The following is a 19,019-nucleotide window of genomic DNA, read 5'->3' as shown; positions in this document are numbered from 1 at the left end:
GGAACGCCAGCGCGCCAGAGTCTTGCTGGGGACCTGTCCATGTCGCGTTGCGCCCGTTCGCACTCGTTGCTGTTGCCGTGCCTGCTTGCCGCCGCCGGCCCCTCGTGGGCCGCCGACCCGGTGCCCGCCGAATCCTGCACCACCCCGGCAGACGTGCCGGCCTGCGTCGCTGAACTCACCCCCCGAGACCCGGCCGCTGCGCTGCGCATGGGCGAACCGGCATGGCAGGCGAACGCATCGGCGGACCCGGATGTCGCCCTGGGCCTGGCTTTGGTCGATGCGGCTGGCGCTGCCAGCCGACGCGATGCCGTGGTCGAGATCGGCAGTGCACTGCGCACCCGCGCAGCGCTGACGCCCGAGCAGATGCTGCGGCTGCTCAAGCAGCTCAACGGCGCGATCTGGGTGGCTCGGGATGCGGCCGGCATCGCCGAACTCGAAGCCGAGACCGCGCGCCTGGAAACCCGCCTCGGCGGCGAGCACGACCTGGCCGAACTGTGGCGGCAACTCGCCGCGTCCTACTACAACATGGGCGCGCAAGAGGACGCTTTGCGCGTGGCGCGCATCGCGCTGTCGAAGGTGCCCACGCACCCGCATCTGGTGGAGTACAACGCCAACCAGATCGTCTTCATCGTCTCCGCCCAGCAGGGCCACATGCCCGAGGCGATCGAGGCGTTGCTGGAAGTCGAGCGCGTGGGCAAGGCGCTCAACCGCCCGGCGGACCCGGCCTTGCTCCACAACGCCACCGGCGTCTTCGTCTACGCTCAGGACTGGCCCAAGGCCATCGAGTACGGCCGCCGCGCGCTGGCCGCCTACGACGCCAAGCCCCGGCCGGGCCTGTCGCGCGCCGAGATCCTGAGCAACCTCGCTTCGGGCTACGAAGGCGCGGCCCGCCTGGGCCAGGCCGAAGCGCTGTATCGCCAGGCACTCGACAGCGCACGCGCCGAAGGCGTCTCGCCGGTGGCGGCCCTCAACAACCTGGCCAACGTGCTGCGCCGGCTCGATCGCCCGCGCGAGGCACTGCCGCTGCTGCGCGAAGCCGCCGCTGCGATCGAAGGCGCCGGCGACAACGGCGAGGCCGCCATCGTCTACTCCAATATCGGCGCCGCACATGCGGACCTGGGCGAACACGAGGCCGCGGCCGTCGCGTTCGAGCGCTCGCGCGCACTGTTCGCCCAGTCCGACAACGTGCCGCGCCGGCTGGAGCTCTACCCGCGCATGATCGACACCCTCGATGCACTGGGCCGTCATCGCGAGGCGCTGGCGCTGATGCGCGAGTACAAGGCGCTCAACGACGAATCGGTGAACGTCGAATCGCGCACCCGTATCGCCGAACTCGAATCGGCCATCGGCCTGGCCCGCAAGGAGAGCGAACTGGCCGCCGTCGAGCGCGCCCGCGCCGCCGAACAGGTCGCCTTCGCCGCGCTGCAGACCAGCGAACAACGCCAGCGCAGCATCGTCTACGGCCTGCTGGCCGCCTTGCTGGCGCTGGGCACATTCGTGGTGCTGAAACTGCGCGAAGGCCGCCGCCGCCGTCACGCCAATGCCGAACTCGCCCGCAAGAACGTCGAGATCGAGGCCCAGCACCGCGAACTCGAACAGCTCAACGCCGCCATCCGCCGCCAGAGCGAAGAGGACGCACTGACCGGCCTGCGCAACCGCCGCTACGTGCAGACCTGGCTCGACGCGCGCGTCGCCGCGCAGGCCCAGGGGCAGACGCAGCCGCCGATGCTCGTTGCACTGCTCGACCTCGACCATTTCAAGCGCGTCAACGACCTGCACGGCCACGAGGGCGGCGACCATGCCCTGATGCACCTGGGCGACATCCTGCGTGACTGCGGGCGCACCGGCGACGTCATCGCCCGCTGGGGCGGCGAAGAATTCCTGTGGATCTGCCCCGGCAGCACGCTCGCCGACGCCCCGGCGCTGTTCCGTCGGCTGCGCGAACGCCTGCAGGCCGAATCACTGGTGCGCCCCACCGGCACCGTCGAGCTCAGCGTTTCGATGGGCGCCAGCCTGTTTCCCGCGCACCCCAGCCGCAGCGGCGACTGGCCACTGAGCCTGCGCATCGCCGATGCCGCGCTCTACCGCGCCAAGCACGAAGGCCGCGGCCGCTGGGTGGGCTACGCCATCACCGGCGATGGCCCGCTGCTGGCCGACGACGAACTCGACCTGGCCGTGGACCTGCTGGAAACGCGCGGGCGGCTGCGTCGGGTGGGGGATGCAGCTATGACACCCGCGCACTGACGGGGTGGGGCGTCACCATCGCTCAGCTTGGACGTCGTATGACGGCTGGGCGAGTGTGAACGTTTGGCTATCGACATCCCGATGAATAGGGTCGCCCCGGGTTGACCCTAGCTGGTCCTCGCGCGGGCCCTGGCTACCCTTTTGGGCATCTTTTCCAAGCCAGGGTGGCAGCATGGGCGTCGAAGGCATCCAGCAATGTAATGATCTGAATGCAATTGCGGACAACGTCCTCAAGGAAGGCGACAGGCCCTTCTGGGGAGACGATCTGGACGGTCGGCTCGATTTCTTCGCCGAGCAACTGACCAACGTTAGGCCCGAAGAGCGCAGCGAACTCATCGACACCATCGTGGAGAAGGACGGCGGCGCGACGATGTCCTGGCTGACGTCCGAGAAGCTGGACAAGCTGGTCGAAGATGGTCGCATTACTGACCTCGAGCGCGAGACGATCACGCAAGCCGTGGCCGACGCTTACGTTGATGGCGCCATCGGCTTCCAGGACGTTGTGAGCTTCACCAATATCTTCGGCAACGGCGCCGTGGCGCCGGCTGGCCTCAACCCAAATGGCGCGGTGGTCACCGATACCATCGACGCACTGGCCAACAGCGCCAATGGCACTGCGTTCATCGAGAAATTCGCGGGCGAGTTCCTGTCCGAGCGTATCCTGGCCGAACCGCCGATGTTCACGCCGATGGAGCAGGGCAACTTCGCCGGTGTCATGCTCAACGCGCTGGACCAGGCGGGTGGCTCGGCTTCCGTCAATGCCGTGCTGTCCGACCTGTCCGGCGACGCGCGCAGCACCCTGCAGGAGGCGGTTTCCGCCCATGGCATGGCGTTCACCAACCCGGCCTTCGAGGGTCGCAATGTGCGCGACCCGATGGCGATCCTGATCGACACCGTCTCCGAGCACGGCACGTCGCAGGACGTGAACGATTTGGTGCGTTTCGTGGGGGACAACTCCCGCGGCGACTCCTTCGATAATCATTACTTCGACCATCAGAACAAGCCGCTACCACAGCGTGCCGAGGCATTGAGCGACCTGTTCGTGAACCACTCGGACACCATCCTCAACGAACTCACGGTGGGCAACGAGGGCAAGCCGAGCGGCTCGACCAACCCCAATGAGACCCACGTTGGCAACGACCTGGCCACCTTGTCCAATCTGTTCCGCCTGACTGGCCTGAACCCCGATAACCCGAAGGCCTCGCAGGTGATGGACGCCGTCGCGGACTTCACGACCGAGGCCATCAACATCAGCAACAAGCTTGAGGGCGTGGATGACGTGGACGGCAACGGCGTCGTCGATCATCAGGATCTGCGCATGATCGAGGGTGCCACCGCGGATGTCGCCATGATCACCGCTGCGCTGCAGGATGCGGTGGCCACCGGCTACGCCGATCTTGAAGCCGACAACGCCGCCCGCGACGCGATGGCCGGCTTCCTGATCGACGTGGCGGTCTCGGCCATCCCGGTGGTGGGCTCCAAAGCCTCGGGGCCGATCGCCAATGCCGTTTCTGACGCGCTTGGTGGCCTGAGCGAAGGCGTCCGCAAGGAAATCGCCGACGCCCTGGCCAGCATCCCCGAGGAACTGCTGACCACCGCGCAGGGCCAGCTGACCGATACCGCGAAGGCCGCCATCATCGACGCCTTGCCGGAGGACTACCAGTACCTGGAGGGCATCTCCCAGGATGCCGAGAAGTTCATCTTCGACACCATCTACGCACAGGCCGCCCGCATCAACGACCTCTCCAATACCGTGCAGAAGTACCGCGGCTTCATTGATTCGGCGCGTGGCTGAGCACTGAGTGCGTCCGCTCGACAGCAGGACAGGGCCCAGGTAACCGGCCCCGCATCTTCGTGGGATACAGACGGGCAAGGCCGCATGGGCGGAGCGGAGAAACTACTGGGCTTGTCCGGCTTGGTTAGCACGGGCCGATTGCTTTTGATGTCATGTCGATGGCCGCATGAAACGGTCAAACGCAGTTGCAAAATCAGCAAAACTCATTTGATGGAAAAGATGTACGAGTCAGGTCTGCCGAGATCGGGGGCTGATCCTTCTTTCCTTGTTGTTCTTTATCTCCCGGCGCTCCGCAATTCGCTTATGGAGCTGATCAATATCATCTCGAATAGATATGATCCAAGGGTAAAGATCATTCGAAATAATAGGAAAAACTCTTTTGTCTTCCATCTTCATGGAAGTTAAGAATATGTTGCATATCTTTAGCCAGCCTGGGTGGTCTTTTTGGGCCTCCTCGCGGATCTTAAGTGTAGTGATCTCATCCGCGATCGATGTCACAAGGGCCATCTGAGAAAGATAAACGTTGTCACTAAATACTAGTCTTGCGTGAGCGCTGCCTGCCGGGCTTACGCGAATTAATGTTTCTTCTCTTACTGTTCGTTCTGATGGGTCGTAAGCTTCGATAAGATTTCTGAAGAACAATCTGTCTATATAATATCTGAATGTGTCGCGATGAATCCCTAGGGAGTGGTGGTTATCCCAGATCTGGGAGATGCTGACAAACCTGTCTCTTGTCGTGGATGCTTTTTCGTCTACGGAAGTTAAATAGCGAATTAGGTATAGAGCAAGGAATGGGGATGTAAGTGTTCCGGCGGGCCTGGAGAAGACATTGATTAGAAAGTTATGCTTGTCCTCGTCAAATATCGTGCCGTTCTGGAGAACGAGAGATGTTATGAGGGCAGTTCTCTTTGGTCTCACATCTCCTTTTGCAACATACATTCTTAGGAGTTCCTCAAGTCCTATCCATGGTGAAGAAAGAATTTCTCCAGAAAGCTCTAGGCTCCTTCTGACGTCATAGTTACACAGTCGGCCGATTACTGCGGTAATGTCGGAGGTCGAGACGAAAATGGATTCTACAGCCGCGCAGAAAGACTCCGCATTTGCAATGGTTAAATTCATCCCTTTCCCTACAAGGGCGCTCTGAGGCTTTGCATCCTCTGGCTTCCGAAGTTCTGATTTTAGGACATGGAGTCGCTTTGCGAATACATCTTTAAGGCTGGGGACAGGGAGAAAAAAAGCTCTCGAGTGAAAGCTCTGCAGAGGCCCTGCTTTGCTGAGTGACCATACTGTGGTGTCGGTGACGGGGCAGATAAGAAATGAAGCTACGCTGCTAGATATTCCTACCGCGTACTGGAAAACTATGTCTTGCGTGTCTCTGGGCAGGTGGTCGACGTTGTCGAATATGATTATCGGTAAGCGATGCTCTCCTCCCAATGCGCGAGTTAGTAGGCCTAGTAAGTATTCTCTAGGCGAGTCTCGCCTTAGGGTGCTCAGTTCTTCCCCGAATTTTTGGCGGAATGCATCTGGATCTCTTTGATATAGAGGTGCCAGTTCGCCTGACCTCATTCGTGTGTACATGCGCCAGAATGCGCCGCGCAGTTGATCGAATGTGGGGGTTGTTCCGAAGAGTTGTTGCTCGGACTGCTGTATTAGCTCATTTGAGATCCAATCTGTAAGATGCAGGTCGGATCCTTCGCTTTTTAGTAGATCAACTCCGAGATTTATCACTCTGTCCTTAAGGCTTGCTGGAAGGATTTTTGAAAAAAACCTATTAAGGAATGTGGTCTTTCCGGAGCCTTTGTTGCCAACAAGCAATACAAACTCGCCTATTCTTAGCTCTACTGCTTGCTCTATTAAGCCTTGAAGGCTGTCTGGATTTGACGCGTCAATGGAGTCAAGTCTTCTTATGGCTCGATCAATTAGCTCATTAACTATTTTCTCGAAAGCTACGTCGGCTTCCCGGCTTGCTCTTGTTTCTACAAAGCATTCTATAAGCGCCTGCTTTGACTTTGTGTTTATGCGAATGAAGGACCTTCGGAAAAGCTCGCTCAAGGTGAATGCTAGATCCGATGTCTGCGGAACCCTCTTGTAACTGCGATCAAATGCCTTGAAGTAAGAAGCTCTAATTGGAACGGTGCCAGACTCTTTTTCCTGTAGAAAATTTAAAAGCCTATGCTCTTCCAGTCCGATCTCTGACATGAAGTCATAGAAGTGCGTCCAGGAGTTGATTAGTGACGTTGACGATGAGAAAACAACGGCTAACCCCTCTTGAGGTGGCTTCCCATCGCCTCTGTATGCGCGGAACAGGATCCATTGATGTCCGTTGGTGACGGCCCCTAAAGCTGACCCCATTCGAGCCGCATATCCAATAGCCTGGCTAACGCCGCTAGCCGCCCCTTTGAGGGCTGAGCTACTCAAAGGTACTACGGAAAAGTCGTCTTGCTTGAGTGAGCATAGCTCTGTTCCGTTGCGTTTTGCTTCTAAAATAATTCGACAGCGTCCCGAAGTGTTTAAAGAGTAGTCGGCGTAGCCGGCGCCCTCAATGTAGGGTTCAACTTTTATCGAGCTCTTTTGCCATCCGATTTCATGAACTAGGAACTCATCTATGACATGGAAGCGAGTTTGTGCTTCGTTTCCATCGTCTTTGAGGGACTCGCTGTAGGAAGAAATGCGATCTGCGAGTCCAATTTCCTTTCTTGACGATTCGGTCAGTGTTTCCATTTGATCCCTCTGTCCTTGGCGGGGTTTCTGTTTAAATAATAGGCACGATACGTAAATACCGTGCTTAGCGGGTATGTGGTTTTGTTAGATGTCTCGCATACACATAACACCCCTTCATCCCCCGGCTCATCAGCGTCTTGTAAGTGTTGCGGATGATCCGATCCACGCGCTCTCGCGTGGCTTCGGGGTCCTGCTTCATCAGCGTCTTGTAACCGCGAATCGAGCGGTCCATGCGCGAGCGGTGTTCGGGGGCGGTGACAAGCTGGCCGTCGCGTGATTGCAGGTCGGGGCCGATGATCACGCCGACGTAGTCCAGCTCCAGGCCCTGGCAGGTGTGGATGCAACCGACCTGTTCGACAGAACCGTCGGCCACGATCCAGAGGCTGCCATCTCGGCCCAGGTTCCATTGCGCGCGGTAGTCGAACGCCGGGATCACGATGTCGTCGGCGTTCGGATTCTTCTTGCTGTTCCAGTCCCAGCAGTAACCCGCCACGACGCGCGACTTGTTGTTGACCTTGTTCTTCTCCCGAATCAGATCGTGCAGTTCGACCGGCGAATCGACGATGCGGAAGTCGAAGGCGTCTCGGTCGAAATCCGGATTGGCGGTCTCGCGCAGGCCCAGCCAGTCGTCGAGCCAGGCGATATAGCCATCCGAGCCGCTGCAGCGGAACTGGGAGGCGAGTTCCAGCATCGTCACCTGAGCGCCGGCGGCGTTGGCCCACTGGACGAGTTCGTTCGTGTGGCCGATGTCAGCCAGGGTCACGATCTGGTCGTCATCGACGAAGAAGATCGTGCATTTGGCGCTGCGGATCAGTTCCATCACCTGGTTGTGGCCGAGGTTACCGTACAGGCCGCTCTTGGCATTGAGGCGGTGGGCCTCGTCCACGACCAGCGTGTCGAAGACATTGGGATCGGCGGTGTGGAATCGGCCGGAGCCTGAGAACAAGGCGCCGATCTCCGCCTTGCGCAGGTGACCGGCCAGCTTCTGTGCGTACACCGCGCGAGGCGCGGCGTTCTTGGACACGTACTGGGTCACCAGCCCCCGCTTGGTCAACTCGACCAGCAGGTTTACTGCCACGACGGACTTGCCGGTGCCCGGGCCACCTTTGACGATGACCACCTGCTTGCGCTCGGGGCTGGCTTCCACAGACCGCGCCAGGCAGGTCTCGTAGACCACCTTCTGGTCGTCGATCAGTACGAACTCGCGATTGCCCTTGAGCATTTTGACGACGCTGTCGGCCAGCATCTTGGAGGGGCGGATGCGGCCGTTCTCGATCTGGTAGAGCAGGGCGCCGCCGTCGCCCTTGCGCACGTGCTGGCGGATGAATGCGCGCAGGCGTTCCAGCTCATCGTCACCTCGGAGGAACAGCGGTGCCTTGTCGAGGTAGGGCGCGTAATGCGGGTGGCGGATGACGCCGTCGTCGCGGTAGTTGTGCAGGTAGGCGCACGGCCGCAGTTCGGTGCCGCTGTCGTAGACGGCCTCATTGAAGCTGTCGAGCAGCGCGGCGTAGGACCACGCCTGATAGCTGGGGTGCGGGCCTTCGGTCTCGCGGCGGCCGCCACGGTTGGCGACGATGAGGCCGTCCTTTTCGCTCAGGCGCGCGCTGGACCACTGCTTGAGCTCGACAATCACCACGTGCGGTGTGCCGTTCTCGGCATGGCCGGAGAGGATGAAGTCGATACGCTTTCCGCTTTGCGGAATGCCGAACTCGACGCCGATGCCGGTGTCGTTGGGAATCTGGCGGTCACGCAGCACGCGAGCCATCTCACGCAAGGAGCCGTGCCAGGCACGGGACTCGCTCTCGCTGGCGTAGCGTCCGGTCTTGCGCAGGTACGCATCGCGGATCAGATCCTCGATATCGCGGTTGTCGCTGTCGTCGAGAAACTGTTGCTTGGTGGACTGGTAAACGATCACGCGGCCGGTTCCCCCCGGTAGGCCTGTGGTTAGAGCTCGGTGTACTTGGCGCTGCTGCCCTTGGCGCGCTCGACGGGATAGCGCTCGGCATTGCGGGCGAGCTTGTCGCGTGCGGCGGCCAGGGGGTCGATGCCCAACTTGTCGGCCAGTTGCAGCAGATAGAGCAGCACGTCGGCGATCTCGTCGGCCACCTGCGCCGTGCGCTCGGCATCAAGCTGGCGGCTCTGCGCCTCGGTGAGCCACTGGAAGTGCTCCAGCACTTCGGCGGCCTCGATCGACAGCGAGGCGGCGAGGTTCTTGGGGCTATGGAACTGCTCCCAGTCGCGCGCCTGCGCGAAGGCACGCAATGCGGCCTGGAGGGCCTTGATGTCCTGGCTCAAGCAGTGAGGTCCGTTCCCTGTTGGCTGGCAGTATAGGCGGGTCGGCGGCGGACGAGGATGCGACCAATGGACTGCGTGGGAGTGGACGGTGCTGGGGCCGGCTGGGTCGCCGTCTGGCGTGGCAGCGCGGGGCTCATGTTCGCGGTGTACGCCAGCCCGCAGGCGCTCTTGGATGCCCATCGGCAGGCCCGGGTCGTGGCAGTGGACGTGCCGATCGGCCTGGCCGAGCATGGGGCGCGTCTGGTCGACAGTCTGGCGCGCAGGTTCGTGGGCGGGCGCCGCGCCTGCAGCGTGTTCTCGGCGCCGGTGCGGGGCATCCTGGATGCGGCCAGTCAGCCCGAAGCCTCCCGACGGCATCGGGCGATCGATGGGCGTGGATTTGGCGCGCAGGCGTTCGGCTTGCTGGCGAAGATCCGCGCCTGGGACACCGTGCTCCAGGCCGATGCTCATGCGCGCGCGTTGGTGTACGAAGTGCATCCCGAAGTGTCGTTCGCGGCGTTGAATGGCGGCCTTGGCTTGGCGGCTGGCAAGAAATCGGAAGCTGGCGCCGCAATCCGGACGCAGTTGCTGTCGGAGGTCTACGGCACGCACATGGAGGCGTTGTTGGCCGCAGTGCCGCGACGCCTGGCGGCCCGCGATGACGTGCTGGATGCCGTGGCCGCGCTATGGAGCGCCGAGCGTATCGCGGCGGGTGTTGCGTGTTCGCTGCCGTCACCGCCTGGGCGGGATGCAGTGGGGCTACCCATGGCGATTTGGTACTGAGCCCGGTTGGAGATTCATCGTCATATTAATTGGCGGTCTTGCCGGTTAATCGCGGCGGGCATTGAGACAAGAAAAAAAGTATATCCAGGGCTTGACATTCCATCTTTTCAGTAGCACGCTCCTCCACGGAGCCTCGAAACTCCTCGTATAGCGGTACCCACCTCCGAAAAATCGGTGGGTTTTTTGTGCCTGCGATGTTTGCAGGCGCAACCGGCGCGATGTCTGCGTCGGGAGGGCGGTGAATACAACACCCGTAAGGGGAATAAGCCCGCCGGCTATACGCGGTTTCGAGCCTCCCGACTTCCCGTCCACCGTGCGCGGTGGCGGGGTATTTCCCATGGAATGGAGGCAACGCAATGTCCAAGCATCACGATGACTATCAGGATCAGCCGGGTTACTTCGTGCCGGAAGACAGCCGGACGCGGCTGCGGCAATTGGTCGAGCATATGCAGTTCCTGTCGGAGTTGGCGCAGCCGCGCTCATTGGTGGACGAAGAGCAAGGAATCCCGCAGGTGCGTGGCGGCGATCTGGCGACCTGCCTGACGCTGCTGGCCGAGCAGGCCGATCAGGTGCTCGAGGCGATGGCGTGGCGGTCTTCGCGTGCAGCGCGGCAGGATGCGTACACACCGCCCGAGGACGTGGAGCCTGCCGAGGCCGCGGATACCGATGACGCGTCGGAAGGTGTGACGATGGGCGCTTACGCCAAGGCGCGCGCAGCCCAGGCGGCCGAGGTACCCGAGGACTTCGTGTTCGGCGTCACCATCGATCAGGCCGATGCGCTGGACCGTCTGGTGCAGACGCTGATGGCGCATGGCGATGTGCTGGCGTCCGGTCATGAGGACGATCTGGCTGACGCCACGATCTCGACGCTGGGGCTGGCGATCTCGGAGGGCGCCGACACGGTGCGCGAGATTCTGGAGCAGGTGCAGGATCAGCCGTTGCACGCGCCGTCGCGGGCGCCGACGGGTGTGCGTGAGCCGCGTCCGACTTACGGGGCTGCGCTGCACTGATCGGATGAGGGGTGGGCCGGGCGCGCCGCGCTGACGTTGCGCGCCCGGCTTTGAGTATCTAAAATTCAGATCAAGGGTGACGGAAACTTCGCAGTGCAGGTCGGGCCAGGAGGGGGCGCGGCCTGTGGCCTCTGCGGGGACACCCGGACTGACTTCTCTGGACTCACTGCACAGGAAGCTCGCCGACATGACAACGCAACGGATGATGGCCGGGGTCACGCTGGATCAAGTGGATCGACTCGACCACTTGCTGCAATCGATCACCGCCCTGGGTGATGTACTCGCGATGGGGGAGGTCCCCCTCCTGCAGGAACATACGGTGTCCACGCTTGGGCACGCGGTCTTTCGCGCCGGGCTCGAGGCGCAGGAGATTCTGGACACGGTCGGCACGCAGCGGCTTGCGGCGGACGTCAAAGTCGACCATGCGGCCAGCTGCGATGTCGACAGTCGCAAGTCGCGCTCGGTCAAGGAGAACGAGTTGCGGCGCCGCCTGTCGGAGGCGCGCACGCGCGAGGAACTGGAGCGCGTGCTGGAGGACAGCTACTTCGACAGGATCCGTCAGGTCCTGGCCGATGGACCCGGCGGACCTGTCAAGGACGATGCGTAGGCCCGAGGCGCGGGCGCTGTTCGATGCCGCGGTGCCGGGCTTGCGTCGGGATTGCTTGAGGTACTTGCGTCGTCGCGTTCGCCATGCGGATGTGGCCGAAGATCTGACCCAGGAAACGCGCGTGCGCCTAATGTCGTATCGGGAGAATCCTGACATCGAAAGCCATACGCGCCTGATGTATCGGATTGCACAGAACTTGATAATCGAGTTCAGACGCGCTCGCGGGCGCCGGCAAGCCGCACAGCATGTCTGCCTGGACGATGCCGGCATGCTGCCGGCGCCGCTGGCCCCGGTCGAGGAGGTCGTGGAGATGCGTTCGACGCTGGTTGCCGTGCTGGCGCGTGGGCTGCCCGGCTTGCCTGCCAAGTGTCGGCAGGCCTTTGAACTGAGCAGGTTCGATGGGCTGACCTACGACTAGATCGCGGCACGAATGGGCATCTCCATCAAGACGGTGGAAAAGCACATCAGTCGGGCGCTGTCGACGTTACGCACTGCAACAAGCTGACGATCCGTGCTTGGTGTTGCAGCGCGATCTGCGGGTCGCACGCGATGTGTCGCGTCGCGAGCCGCCTGAAACGGATCGAAGGACGTTTCCCCCACACATGGAGGTCAATCATGACCGGATCATCGAACGACACGGACGAACATCTGGGTTACTACCTGTCGGTGGATGCACAGTTCCGCCTGGAGCGGCTGCGCGTATTCATGCGCTTCATCGCGCGGCTGGCCGAGCCACGCACCAGTGAAGACGACCCGCCGCAACTGGACTGGCAGGAGTTGCAATTCTGCATGGAGCAGCTGGCCGAGCAGATCGACAGCGTGATGGAGGTGCTGGACTGGCCGGCGCGGCGGAATGCGGCCGACCGCACTGCCGAGGACGCAACGTCCGCGTCGGTGGACGAGGGCGTGCACGACGCGGCGCCTGCCGAACGTGTAGCCAAGACGTCACGGCCCGGCGGCCAGGCATCGCGCGCGTCGGCTGGGCAGGGCGAGGACGCGCCTGCAGCGACCTCGTTCGGCCAGTGTACGGACGGCGAGCCGTTTGTCTTCGGCCTGACGACCGACCAGGCCGATGCGCTGGGGCGGCTGTTGCAGACGATTGCCGCGCATGGCGACGTCATCGCCTCCGATCACGCCGACGATCTTGCCGACGACACCTTGTCGACGCTGGGCCTGGCGATCTCCGAGGGCGCGGATGACGCGCGTGTGCTGCTGAATCAGATCGAGAGGCAGCGTCTCGGCGTCGCCTCGCGGCCGATCCACGGCGTCGAAGAACCCCGGCCTCGCTATGGCGCCGGCGTGGTGCAGCTCGCACATCGTCGCACCCATCTGCGCACGGCCGCACCGGCGTATCAGGTGCATTGAGCGGTTTGGCGCTGCCGGACGCGTCCGGTAGCGCCAATACCGGCCCGGACCGGCATGGGTTCACCTTTCGATTGATATAAAACCTAGGCTAGAATCGAAATGTTCCGAGGTTTCATATCAATGCTTTCGACCAGGACATCCCAGCGGGATCAGGCGCTGCTGCTGCTGCAAAGCCGTGGCATGGTGCGTCTGCGGGAGTTTGTCGGTCGTGGGATCACGGCCGCGACGGTCTCGCGCATGGAGCGCGACGGCGCTGTTGTGCGACTGGCGCGCGGTCTGTATCAACTCCCCGATGCGGACCTGGACGAACAACACGCGCTGGCCGAGGTCGCCAAGCTGATCCCCAAGGGGGTGGTGTGCCTCACTTCGGCGCTGGCGTTCCATGGGCTGACCGACCAACTGCCAGCACGGACCTGGGTCGCCCTAGGACGGAAGGATTGGCGCCCGAGTACGACATCTCCGCCGGTGCGGATCGTGCGCTTTCCAGACCACCTGCTGAGCGATGGTGTGGAGCATCACGTCGTGGAGAACGTGTCTGTCCCCGTGTTCAATGTGGCCAGAACCGTGATCGATCTCTTCCGGTATCGACGTGTCGTTGGCGAGACCATCGCGATCGAGGGGCTGCGGGAGGCGCTGCGTCAGCGCCGCGCGTCGTCGGCGGAGATCGCCCGGCTCGCGAAGCAGGTCCGGGTCTGGGATGCCATGCGACCCTACCTGATGGCGCTGGGGACCGATGCGTAGGCTCCCAGCCGATACTGCCGCTTCGGTGCGCGCGCGATTGCTTGGGCTTGCGCGCTCGACCAATCGGCCGTTGGATCAGTTGCTGACTCGTTACGCACTCGAGCGTCTGCTGTACCGCCTGAGTCAATCGCACTATCGAGCGCAATACGTGCTCAAAGGTGCGGTCCTCATCACCGCATGGTTCGATAGCCCGCATCGTCCTACCCGGGACGTCGACTTCCTCGGGTTCGGTGATCCGTCCATCGACGCCCTGTTGGCACGATTCCGTGAGATCGCCGCCATGCCCGGCAATGACGGTCTGCACTACGACTGCGCGGCACTTGCTGCACGCGCCATTCGCGAAGATCAGCACTACGGCGGGGTGAGATTACGCACCATCGCCACCTTGGCCGGCGCACGTATCCCGGTTGTCGTCGATGTCGGTTTCGGCGACGCGGTTGCGCCGGGCGTGCAAGAGATCGAGTTGCCGGTGATGCTTGGGATGCCTGCACCGCGTTTGCTGGCCTATTCTCCCGAAACGGTAATCGCGGAGAAGTTCGAGGCCATGGTCAAGCTAGGCCTGGCGAACTCACGGCTGAAGGATTACTACGATGTCTGGGCGCTTGTGACCACACTGAATCTGGATGTCGATCGGCTCGCTGATGCGATCGACGCGACGTTTTCGCGTCGTGGCACCGCCTTGCCGGCCGTGGTGCCTGATGCGTTGACCTTGGCGTTTGCTGCGGATGACGGGCGCGACGCGCAGTGGCGTGCGTTCACGAGGAACGTCGAACACGACGCGCCTGCATTGGATGTGGTGGTCGCCGAGCTTGAGCGGCACCTGATGCGAGCGGTCCGTCGACTGACCAGCCGTTCGTAGCGAACGCGCGCATGGGCGCTTACTTGCAGCGCCGAACCACCGATACGATCGTCTGTTCGAGTTCGTCCTGGGCCTGCGCAGGCGTGATGTCGCCGGCGCAAGCGGCATCGGACAGGGCGTCGGCGGCGCCGAGCACCGCCCAGCGCGATGCCGTCGGCAGGCCCGCCGGACCGGCGAACGGGGCGAGGACCGCGGCGCATTTGTCCAGGAACGTGTGCTGGTAGCGGCGTTTGACCGCGGCCAGTTCGGGCGAACCGCTGAGCGCGGCCAGCACGCCGGCGATCTCCGCGCCCTGGGTCAACACGCAGTCCACATAGCTGGTGGCGATGGTGCGGGCCTTGGCCTGCAGCGTTGGCCGTGCGGCGGCGACGGCGGCATCGAAGAGTGCCGTCTGGCGCACGTCGAAGTCCTCGTACAGCGCCGCCAGCAGACCGTTGCGCGTGCCGAAATGGTCGTAGACGACGGGCTTGGTCACGCCCGCGGCCTCGGCCAGCCGTGCCAGCGTCAGGGCGTCCGTGCCTTCGTGGCCGATCAGCGTCCAGGCGGCGTCCAACAGCTGCCGCGTGCGCTCGGCACGTGGCAGTCGGCGGCGGGTGTTGTCGGGGGCGGGCGAGGGCAAGGTGTCGTGTCCGGTGTCGTCAGGGGCGGGGGGCAAACACACGTTGGCCCAGCGCGTGGGCGGTGTCGAGGTGCGCCTGTGGAAAGCCGGCGTCGGAGGCGAGCAGCAGTTCGGAAGTCAGCACCCGGGCGCCGCAGTAATCGAAGATGCCATGGTCGATCTGGGTCTTCATCGCGCCGAAGTAGCCATGCCGCGCCATGGTCCGCTGGTCGGCGCCGCCGTTGGCGATCAGGTGCACCTGCAGGCGTTGCAGCTTCTTGTGGAGCTTGCCGCCGTCGTCCTGGTCGTAGGCCCAGCCATTGGTGAAGACGCGATCGATCCAGCCCTTGAGCAATGCGGGGAACGACCACCAGTAGATCGGGTAGACCAGTGCCAGCGCATCGGCGCGCTCGAGACGCGCGTGTTCGGTGGCCACGTCGCTCGGTGGGGACGCTTGTTGATGGAACAGCGCAAGGTCGGCCTGGTTGAACCGGGGATCGAAGCCTTCCGAGGCCAGATCAGCAGTCTCGGCGGTATGGCCGCTGGCTTCGATGCCGGCGACAAAGTGCGCGGCGATGGCGTGGGTCAGGGAGGCAGGGTTGGGATGGGCGACGACGACGAGAGCGTGCACGGGAGATCCGGGGGAGATAAGTTCCTACGGATAGTAACTTACGAATAGTAATTTATGCTGAAGCGCCAGGCGCACGGTCGGCTGCCAAGGCGGGCAGCGCGTCGCAGAAGAAGTCCACGAACACACGCAGCTTGGGCGCCATCCACTCACGCGCCGGGAAGTACAGATAGAAGCCCGGCTGCGCGCAGCGATAGTCGGCCAGCACCTCCACCAGCCGACCGGCGGCGAGATCGTCGGCCACGCATTGCGCGAACTGCCATGACAGGCCCAGGCCGCCGCGCGCGGCCTCGCGCACGAGGCGGTCGTCGGCGAACACCAGGCGGCCGTGGACGTCGAGGTCGATGTCGGTGCCGGTGCCGGTGCCGGTGCCGGCCTCGCCGAAGCGCCAGGCCTCGATGCGGCCACTGCCAGGCAGGCGAAAGCGGATGCAGTCGTGGGCGGTCAGGTCGCTGGGTGAGGCCGGGATGCCATGCCGGCGCAGGTAATCCGGGGTGCCGACGACGACGCGCTGCTGGTCGCCACCGATCGGCCGGGCGATGACGTCGCGCGCAAGCGAGGGGCCGAACCGGATGCCGGCATCGAAGCCGCCGGCGACGAGATCGGCCAGGGTGTCGTCGGTGAACAACTCGACCTGCAACTCAGGGTAACGGGCAAGAAAGTCCGGCAGTCGCGGCACCACCAGCAGGTCGGCGGCCAGGCGCGACAGATTGATCCGCAGCAGGCCGCTCGGCTGACCGCGGCCGGCGCGTGCCTGCTGCATGGCGATGTCGATCTGGTCGAGCGGGGCGTCGATCTGTTGGAGGAATGCGTGCCCGGCCTCGGTCAGCGTGACCCGGCGGCTACTGCGGTGCAGGAGCCGCACACCGAGTCGGGCCTCGAGCGCACGCACCCCTTGGGACACCGCGGACGGGCTGACGCCAGCGGCATCGGCCGCGCGGGTGAAGCTGCCCAGCCGCGCGACGCTGCGGAATGCGGCCAGGCCGGCGAGGGTTTCGTGCTTGGACATGAAGCAGAACTTACAGCCCGGTGAAGCCCGATCCGCTGTTTCTGGCATGTCGTGGGCGGGACAGTGTGTGCCCCGCAGCCCGAGAGTCCGCCATGACCGCCTTGTCTGCCTTGCTTGCCCTGTCCATTGCCGCCAGCAGCGCGCCGGCCACGCCATCGCCGCAGAACCTTACGACGCGGCTCGACGCCGTGCTCGACACCGCGGTGCGCGAACAGCGCATCGTCGGCGCGGTGCTGCGGGTCGAGCGCGATGGGCATACGGTCTACCGGCGGGCCGTGGGCCAGATCGACCGCGAGGCCGGCCGTTCGATGCCCGAGGACGCGGTGTTCCGCCTGGCCTCGGTCAGCAAGCCGATCGTGACGCTGGCGGCGCTGCGCCTCGTCGACCAGGGCAGATTGCGGCTGGATGATCCGGTCACCCGCTGGATTCCGGCGTTCCGCCCCGCGCTGGCCGACGGCCGTGTGCCGACGATCACCGTGCACTACCTGCTCACGCACAGCGCCGGGCTCGACAGTCCGGGCGCGCAGCCACCGGAGGGGCCGTATCACCGGCTGGGTATTTCCGATGGGCTGGACCGGCGTGCGCTGACGCTGGCGCAGAACGTGCAGCGGATCGCCGATGCGCCATTGGTCTATGCGCCAGGCACCGGCTGGCGGTACTCGCTGGCGATCGACGTGCTCGGCGAGGTCGTCGCCCAGGCGCACGGCACCGACCTGCCACGGGCGATAGCCGACCTCGTGACCGGGCCGCTCGGCATGGCAGATGCGGCGTTCCAGGTCGCGCCGTCGGCGCGGGTCGCGGTGCCGTACGTCGATGGTGCACCGACGCCGCGGCGTATGACCGGCGCGATGGACGTGCCGCTGCCGCCGGGACTGGGCGTGTCGCTGCGCTTCGATCCCGAGCGTGCGTTCGATGCCGAGGCCTTCGCGTCGGGCGGTGCAGGGATGCTGGGCACGGCTGATGATGTCGTGCGCGCGCTCGACGTCTTCCATGGGCGCGGGCCGTTCTTGCAGCCGGCCACCATCGCCCAGGCGAGGCGCGACCATCTCGGCGCGGCCGCGGCCACGCAGGGGCCGGGCTGGGGCTTCGGCTACGGCGGCGCCGTGCTCGTCGACCCCGCCGCCGCCGCCACCCCGCAGGCGCCCGGCACGCTGCAGTGGGGCGGGGTGTACGGCCACACCTGGTTTGTCGACCCGGCCAACGGTCTGACCGTCGTGCTGCTGACCAACACCGCATTCGAAGGCATGTCCGGCGCACTGCCGCGCGAGGTCCGGGATGCGGTGTATGCGGGCGAGTAGCGCAAGCAGCGGGTCATCGCCTGCCCGGGCTGTGGCAGGGATGGCGCGAACGTGCCAAACCGCAGGCCATCTTGCCTCGCGGCGCACGGACATTTCCCGCAGACGCGTCGGATGTGATGTGTCCTGTGCTTCGGGCCTGATCCGCAAATCGCCGTCTATTCGCCGCATTCCGTGCGGTGAATCGCGCACTTAATCGCCGCAAGCGCGGTCACGGGCGGAGTCGCTCGTCGCGCCGCAGGTGGATCGCCCAATAGCCGAGCCCGACGCAGGCACCGCCGAGGATGTTGCCCAGCGTCGACCAAACGAGGTTGGCGCCGGCGCTGGCCCACGACAGGTCCACGGGCGGCGCGATGCCGCTGGCGGACGCGGCCAGCAGGCCGAGCGGCAGCAAGGACATGTTGGCGATGGAGTGCTCCAGCCCGAGCGCGACGAAGGCGGCGATCGGCGGCACGATCACCGCGACCTTGTCGACCGCGGTCTTGGCGCCGGCCGCCATCCACACCGCCAGGCAGACGAGGATGTTGGCGAGGACGCCGCTGGCAAGGATCGTGGTGGGGGATTTCGCGGTCTTGCTCGCGGCGAGTTCGATCGCCGACGCCGTGACTGCGCCGTCGCCCGCGGTGTGCAGGCCGGCGGCGATTGCCAGCAGCACCAGCGCGAGCGCGCCGACGAGGTTGGCGAGCCAGACCACGCTCCAGGCGCGCAGCAGACGCGCCGGACCGAGCCGTCGCTGGGCGAGCGGCAAGGTCATCAGCGTGTTGCCGGTGAACAGCTCGGCGCCGGCCAGCAGTACCAGGATCAGGCCGAGCGCGAAGCCGGTGCCGATCGCGAGTTGCGCCGGGCCGTAAGGCAGGTCGGCGGTACCGGCGCCAAGCAGCGCTGCCATCAGGCTGCCGAATCCGATGTAGGCGCCGGCCAGAATGCCCAGGCCCGCCATCGCGCCGAGCGGCCGATGGGCCTTCTCGACGCAGGTCTCGGACATGGTCTTGGCGATGTCCTCAGGCGGTGGCATTGCAAGGGCAGGCGTCGTCATCGGCGCGGTCCGTGCGGAGGGACAGGTGTAGCGGATGCGCGGTGAACGTTGCGG

At 64.1% G+C, this 19,019-nt stretch carries 17 protein-coding genes; 10 read left to right on the top strand and 7 right to left on the bottom strand.

Going from position 1 to position 19,019, the window contains the following annotated elements; translation table 11 throughout:
* Positions 1-39: 39 nt before the first annotated feature.
* Together FHW73_RS05220 and FHW73_RS05215 are read left to right on the top strand one after the other, a co-directional pair.
* Positions 40-2,244, top strand: coding sequence for a diguanylate cyclase (locus FHW73_RS05220; protein WP_183425659.1), 2,205 nt, complete (start codon positions 40-42; stop codon positions 2,242-2,244).
* Between the two features lie 172 nt (positions 2,245-2,416).
* Positions 2,417-4,039, top strand: coding sequence for a hypothetical protein (locus tag FHW73_RS05215; protein ID WP_183425658.1), 1,623 nt, complete (start codon positions 2,417-2,419; stop codon positions 4,037-4,039).
* A gap of 228 nt (positions 4,040-4,267) precedes the next feature.
* On the opposite strand, the gene FHW73_RS05210 is transcribed toward FHW73_RS05215, so the two are convergent.
* From FHW73_RS05210 to FHW73_RS05200, 3 genes are all read right to left on the bottom strand, one after another.
* Positions 4,268-6,760, bottom strand: coding sequence for an AAA family ATPase (locus FHW73_RS05210; protein ID WP_183425657.1), 2,493 nt, complete (start codon positions 6,758-6,760; stop codon positions 4,268-4,270).
* 64 nt (positions 6,761-6,824) lie between these two features.
* Positions 6,825-8,675: a DUF2075 domain-containing protein gene (locus tag FHW73_RS17555; RefSeq protein WP_183425656.1), complete on the bottom strand. Its 1,851-nt coding sequence runs from the start codon at positions 8,673-8,675 to the stop codon at positions 6,825-6,827.
* A 29-nt stretch (positions 8,676-8,704) separates the two neighbouring features.
* On the bottom strand, positions 8,705-9,055 hold the full coding sequence (locus FHW73_RS05200; RefSeq protein WP_255492671.1) for a nucleotide pyrophosphohydrolase: 351 nt from the start codon (positions 9,053-9,055) through the stop codon (positions 8,705-8,707).
* 66 nt (positions 9,056-9,121) lie between these two features.
* Here FHW73_RS05200 and FHW73_RS05195 point away from each other — a divergent pair, with 66 nt between their 5' ends.
* The 7 genes from FHW73_RS05195 to FHW73_RS05165 all read left to right on the top strand — a co-directional run bounded on the left by FHW73_RS05195 (position 9,122) and on the right by FHW73_RS05165 (position 14,399).
* Entirely contained in the window at positions 9,122-9,817 is a 696-nt protein-coding gene (locus tag FHW73_RS05195; protein WP_183425654.1) for a DUF429 domain-containing protein, read from the top strand.
* 356 nt (positions 9,818-10,173) lie between these two features.
* Positions 10,174-10,827 (top strand): hypothetical protein, encoded by a 654-nt coding sequence (locus FHW73_RS05190; protein ID WP_183425653.1) that lies wholly within the window; start codon positions 10,174-10,176, stop codon positions 10,825-10,827.
* Between the two features lie 187 nt (positions 10,828-11,014).
* On the top strand, positions 11,015-11,434 hold the full coding sequence (locus FHW73_RS05185) for a hypothetical protein (protein ID WP_183425652.1): 420 nt from the start codon (positions 11,015-11,017) through the stop codon (positions 11,432-11,434).
* Complete coding sequence (locus FHW73_RS05180) at positions 11,400-11,852, top strand: sigma-70 family RNA polymerase sigma factor (protein WP_221187428.1); 453 nt, start codon at positions 11,400-11,402, stop codon at positions 11,850-11,852. The genes FHW73_RS05185 and FHW73_RS05180 overlap by 35 nt, the downstream gene beginning before the upstream one ends.
* Positions 11,853-11,983: 131 nt before the next feature.
* On the top strand, positions 11,984-12,799 hold the full coding sequence (locus tag FHW73_RS05175; RefSeq protein WP_183425650.1) for a hypothetical protein: 816 nt from the start codon (positions 11,984-11,986) through the stop codon (positions 12,797-12,799).
* A 120-nt stretch (positions 12,800-12,919) separates the two neighbouring features.
* Positions 12,920-13,540, top strand: a complete 621-nt coding sequence (locus tag FHW73_RS05170; RefSeq protein ID WP_183425649.1) for a type IV toxin-antitoxin system AbiEi family antitoxin domain-containing protein — start codon at positions 12,920-12,922, stop codon at positions 13,538-13,540.
* A gap of 70 nt (positions 13,541-13,610) precedes the next feature.
* Positions 13,611-14,399: a nucleotidyl transferase AbiEii/AbiGii toxin family protein gene (locus tag FHW73_RS05165; protein ID WP_221187427.1), complete on the top strand. Its 789-nt coding sequence runs from the start codon at positions 13,611-13,613 to the stop codon at positions 14,397-14,399.
* A gap of 19 nt (positions 14,400-14,418) precedes the next feature.
* Here the strand turns inward: FHW73_RS05165 and FHW73_RS05160 are convergent, their stop codons facing one another.
* Genes FHW73_RS05160 through FHW73_RS05150 form a run of 3 tightly spaced genes read right to left on the bottom strand, consistent with a single transcriptional unit; the run spans position 14,419 to position 16,634 of the window.
* The gene (locus tag FHW73_RS05160) at positions 14,419-15,018 is read right to left on the bottom strand and encodes a TetR/AcrR family transcriptional regulator (RefSeq protein ID WP_221187426.1); all 600 of its coding nucleotides are present in this window, start codon (positions 15,016-15,018) and stop codon (positions 14,419-14,421) included.
* A 19-nt stretch (positions 15,019-15,037) separates the two neighbouring features.
* On the bottom strand, positions 15,038-15,628 hold the full coding sequence (locus FHW73_RS05155) for an NAD(P)H-dependent oxidoreductase (RefSeq protein ID WP_183425647.1): 591 nt from the start codon (positions 15,626-15,628) through the stop codon (positions 15,038-15,040).
* A 52-nt stretch (positions 15,629-15,680) separates the two neighbouring features.
* Positions 15,681-16,634: a LysR family transcriptional regulator gene (locus tag FHW73_RS05150; RefSeq protein ID WP_183425646.1), complete on the bottom strand. Its 954-nt coding sequence runs from the start codon at positions 16,632-16,634 to the stop codon at positions 15,681-15,683.
* A 92-nt stretch (positions 16,635-16,726) separates the two neighbouring features.
* Here FHW73_RS05150 and FHW73_RS05145 point away from each other — a divergent pair, with 92 nt between their 5' ends.
* Positions 16,727-17,932, top strand: coding sequence for a serine hydrolase domain-containing protein (locus tag FHW73_RS05145; RefSeq protein ID WP_183425645.1), 1,206 nt, complete (start codon positions 16,727-16,729; stop codon positions 17,930-17,932).
* Between the two features lie 208 nt (positions 17,933-18,140).
* Here FHW73_RS05145 and FHW73_RS05140 read toward each other — a convergent pair whose 3' ends face one another.
* Positions 18,141-18,965 (bottom strand): formate/nitrite transporter family protein, encoded by an 825-nt coding sequence (locus FHW73_RS05140; RefSeq protein ID WP_183425644.1) that lies wholly within the window; start codon positions 18,963-18,965, stop codon positions 18,141-18,143.
* Positions 18,966-19,019 lie beyond the last annotated feature (54 nt).

The organism is Luteimonas sp. RC10 (assembly GCF_014192745.1).
Lineage (GTDB): Bacteria > Pseudomonadota > Gammaproteobacteria > Xanthomonadales > Xanthomonadaceae > Luteimonas.
This window is presented reverse-complemented; position numbering and strand designations above follow the sequence as displayed.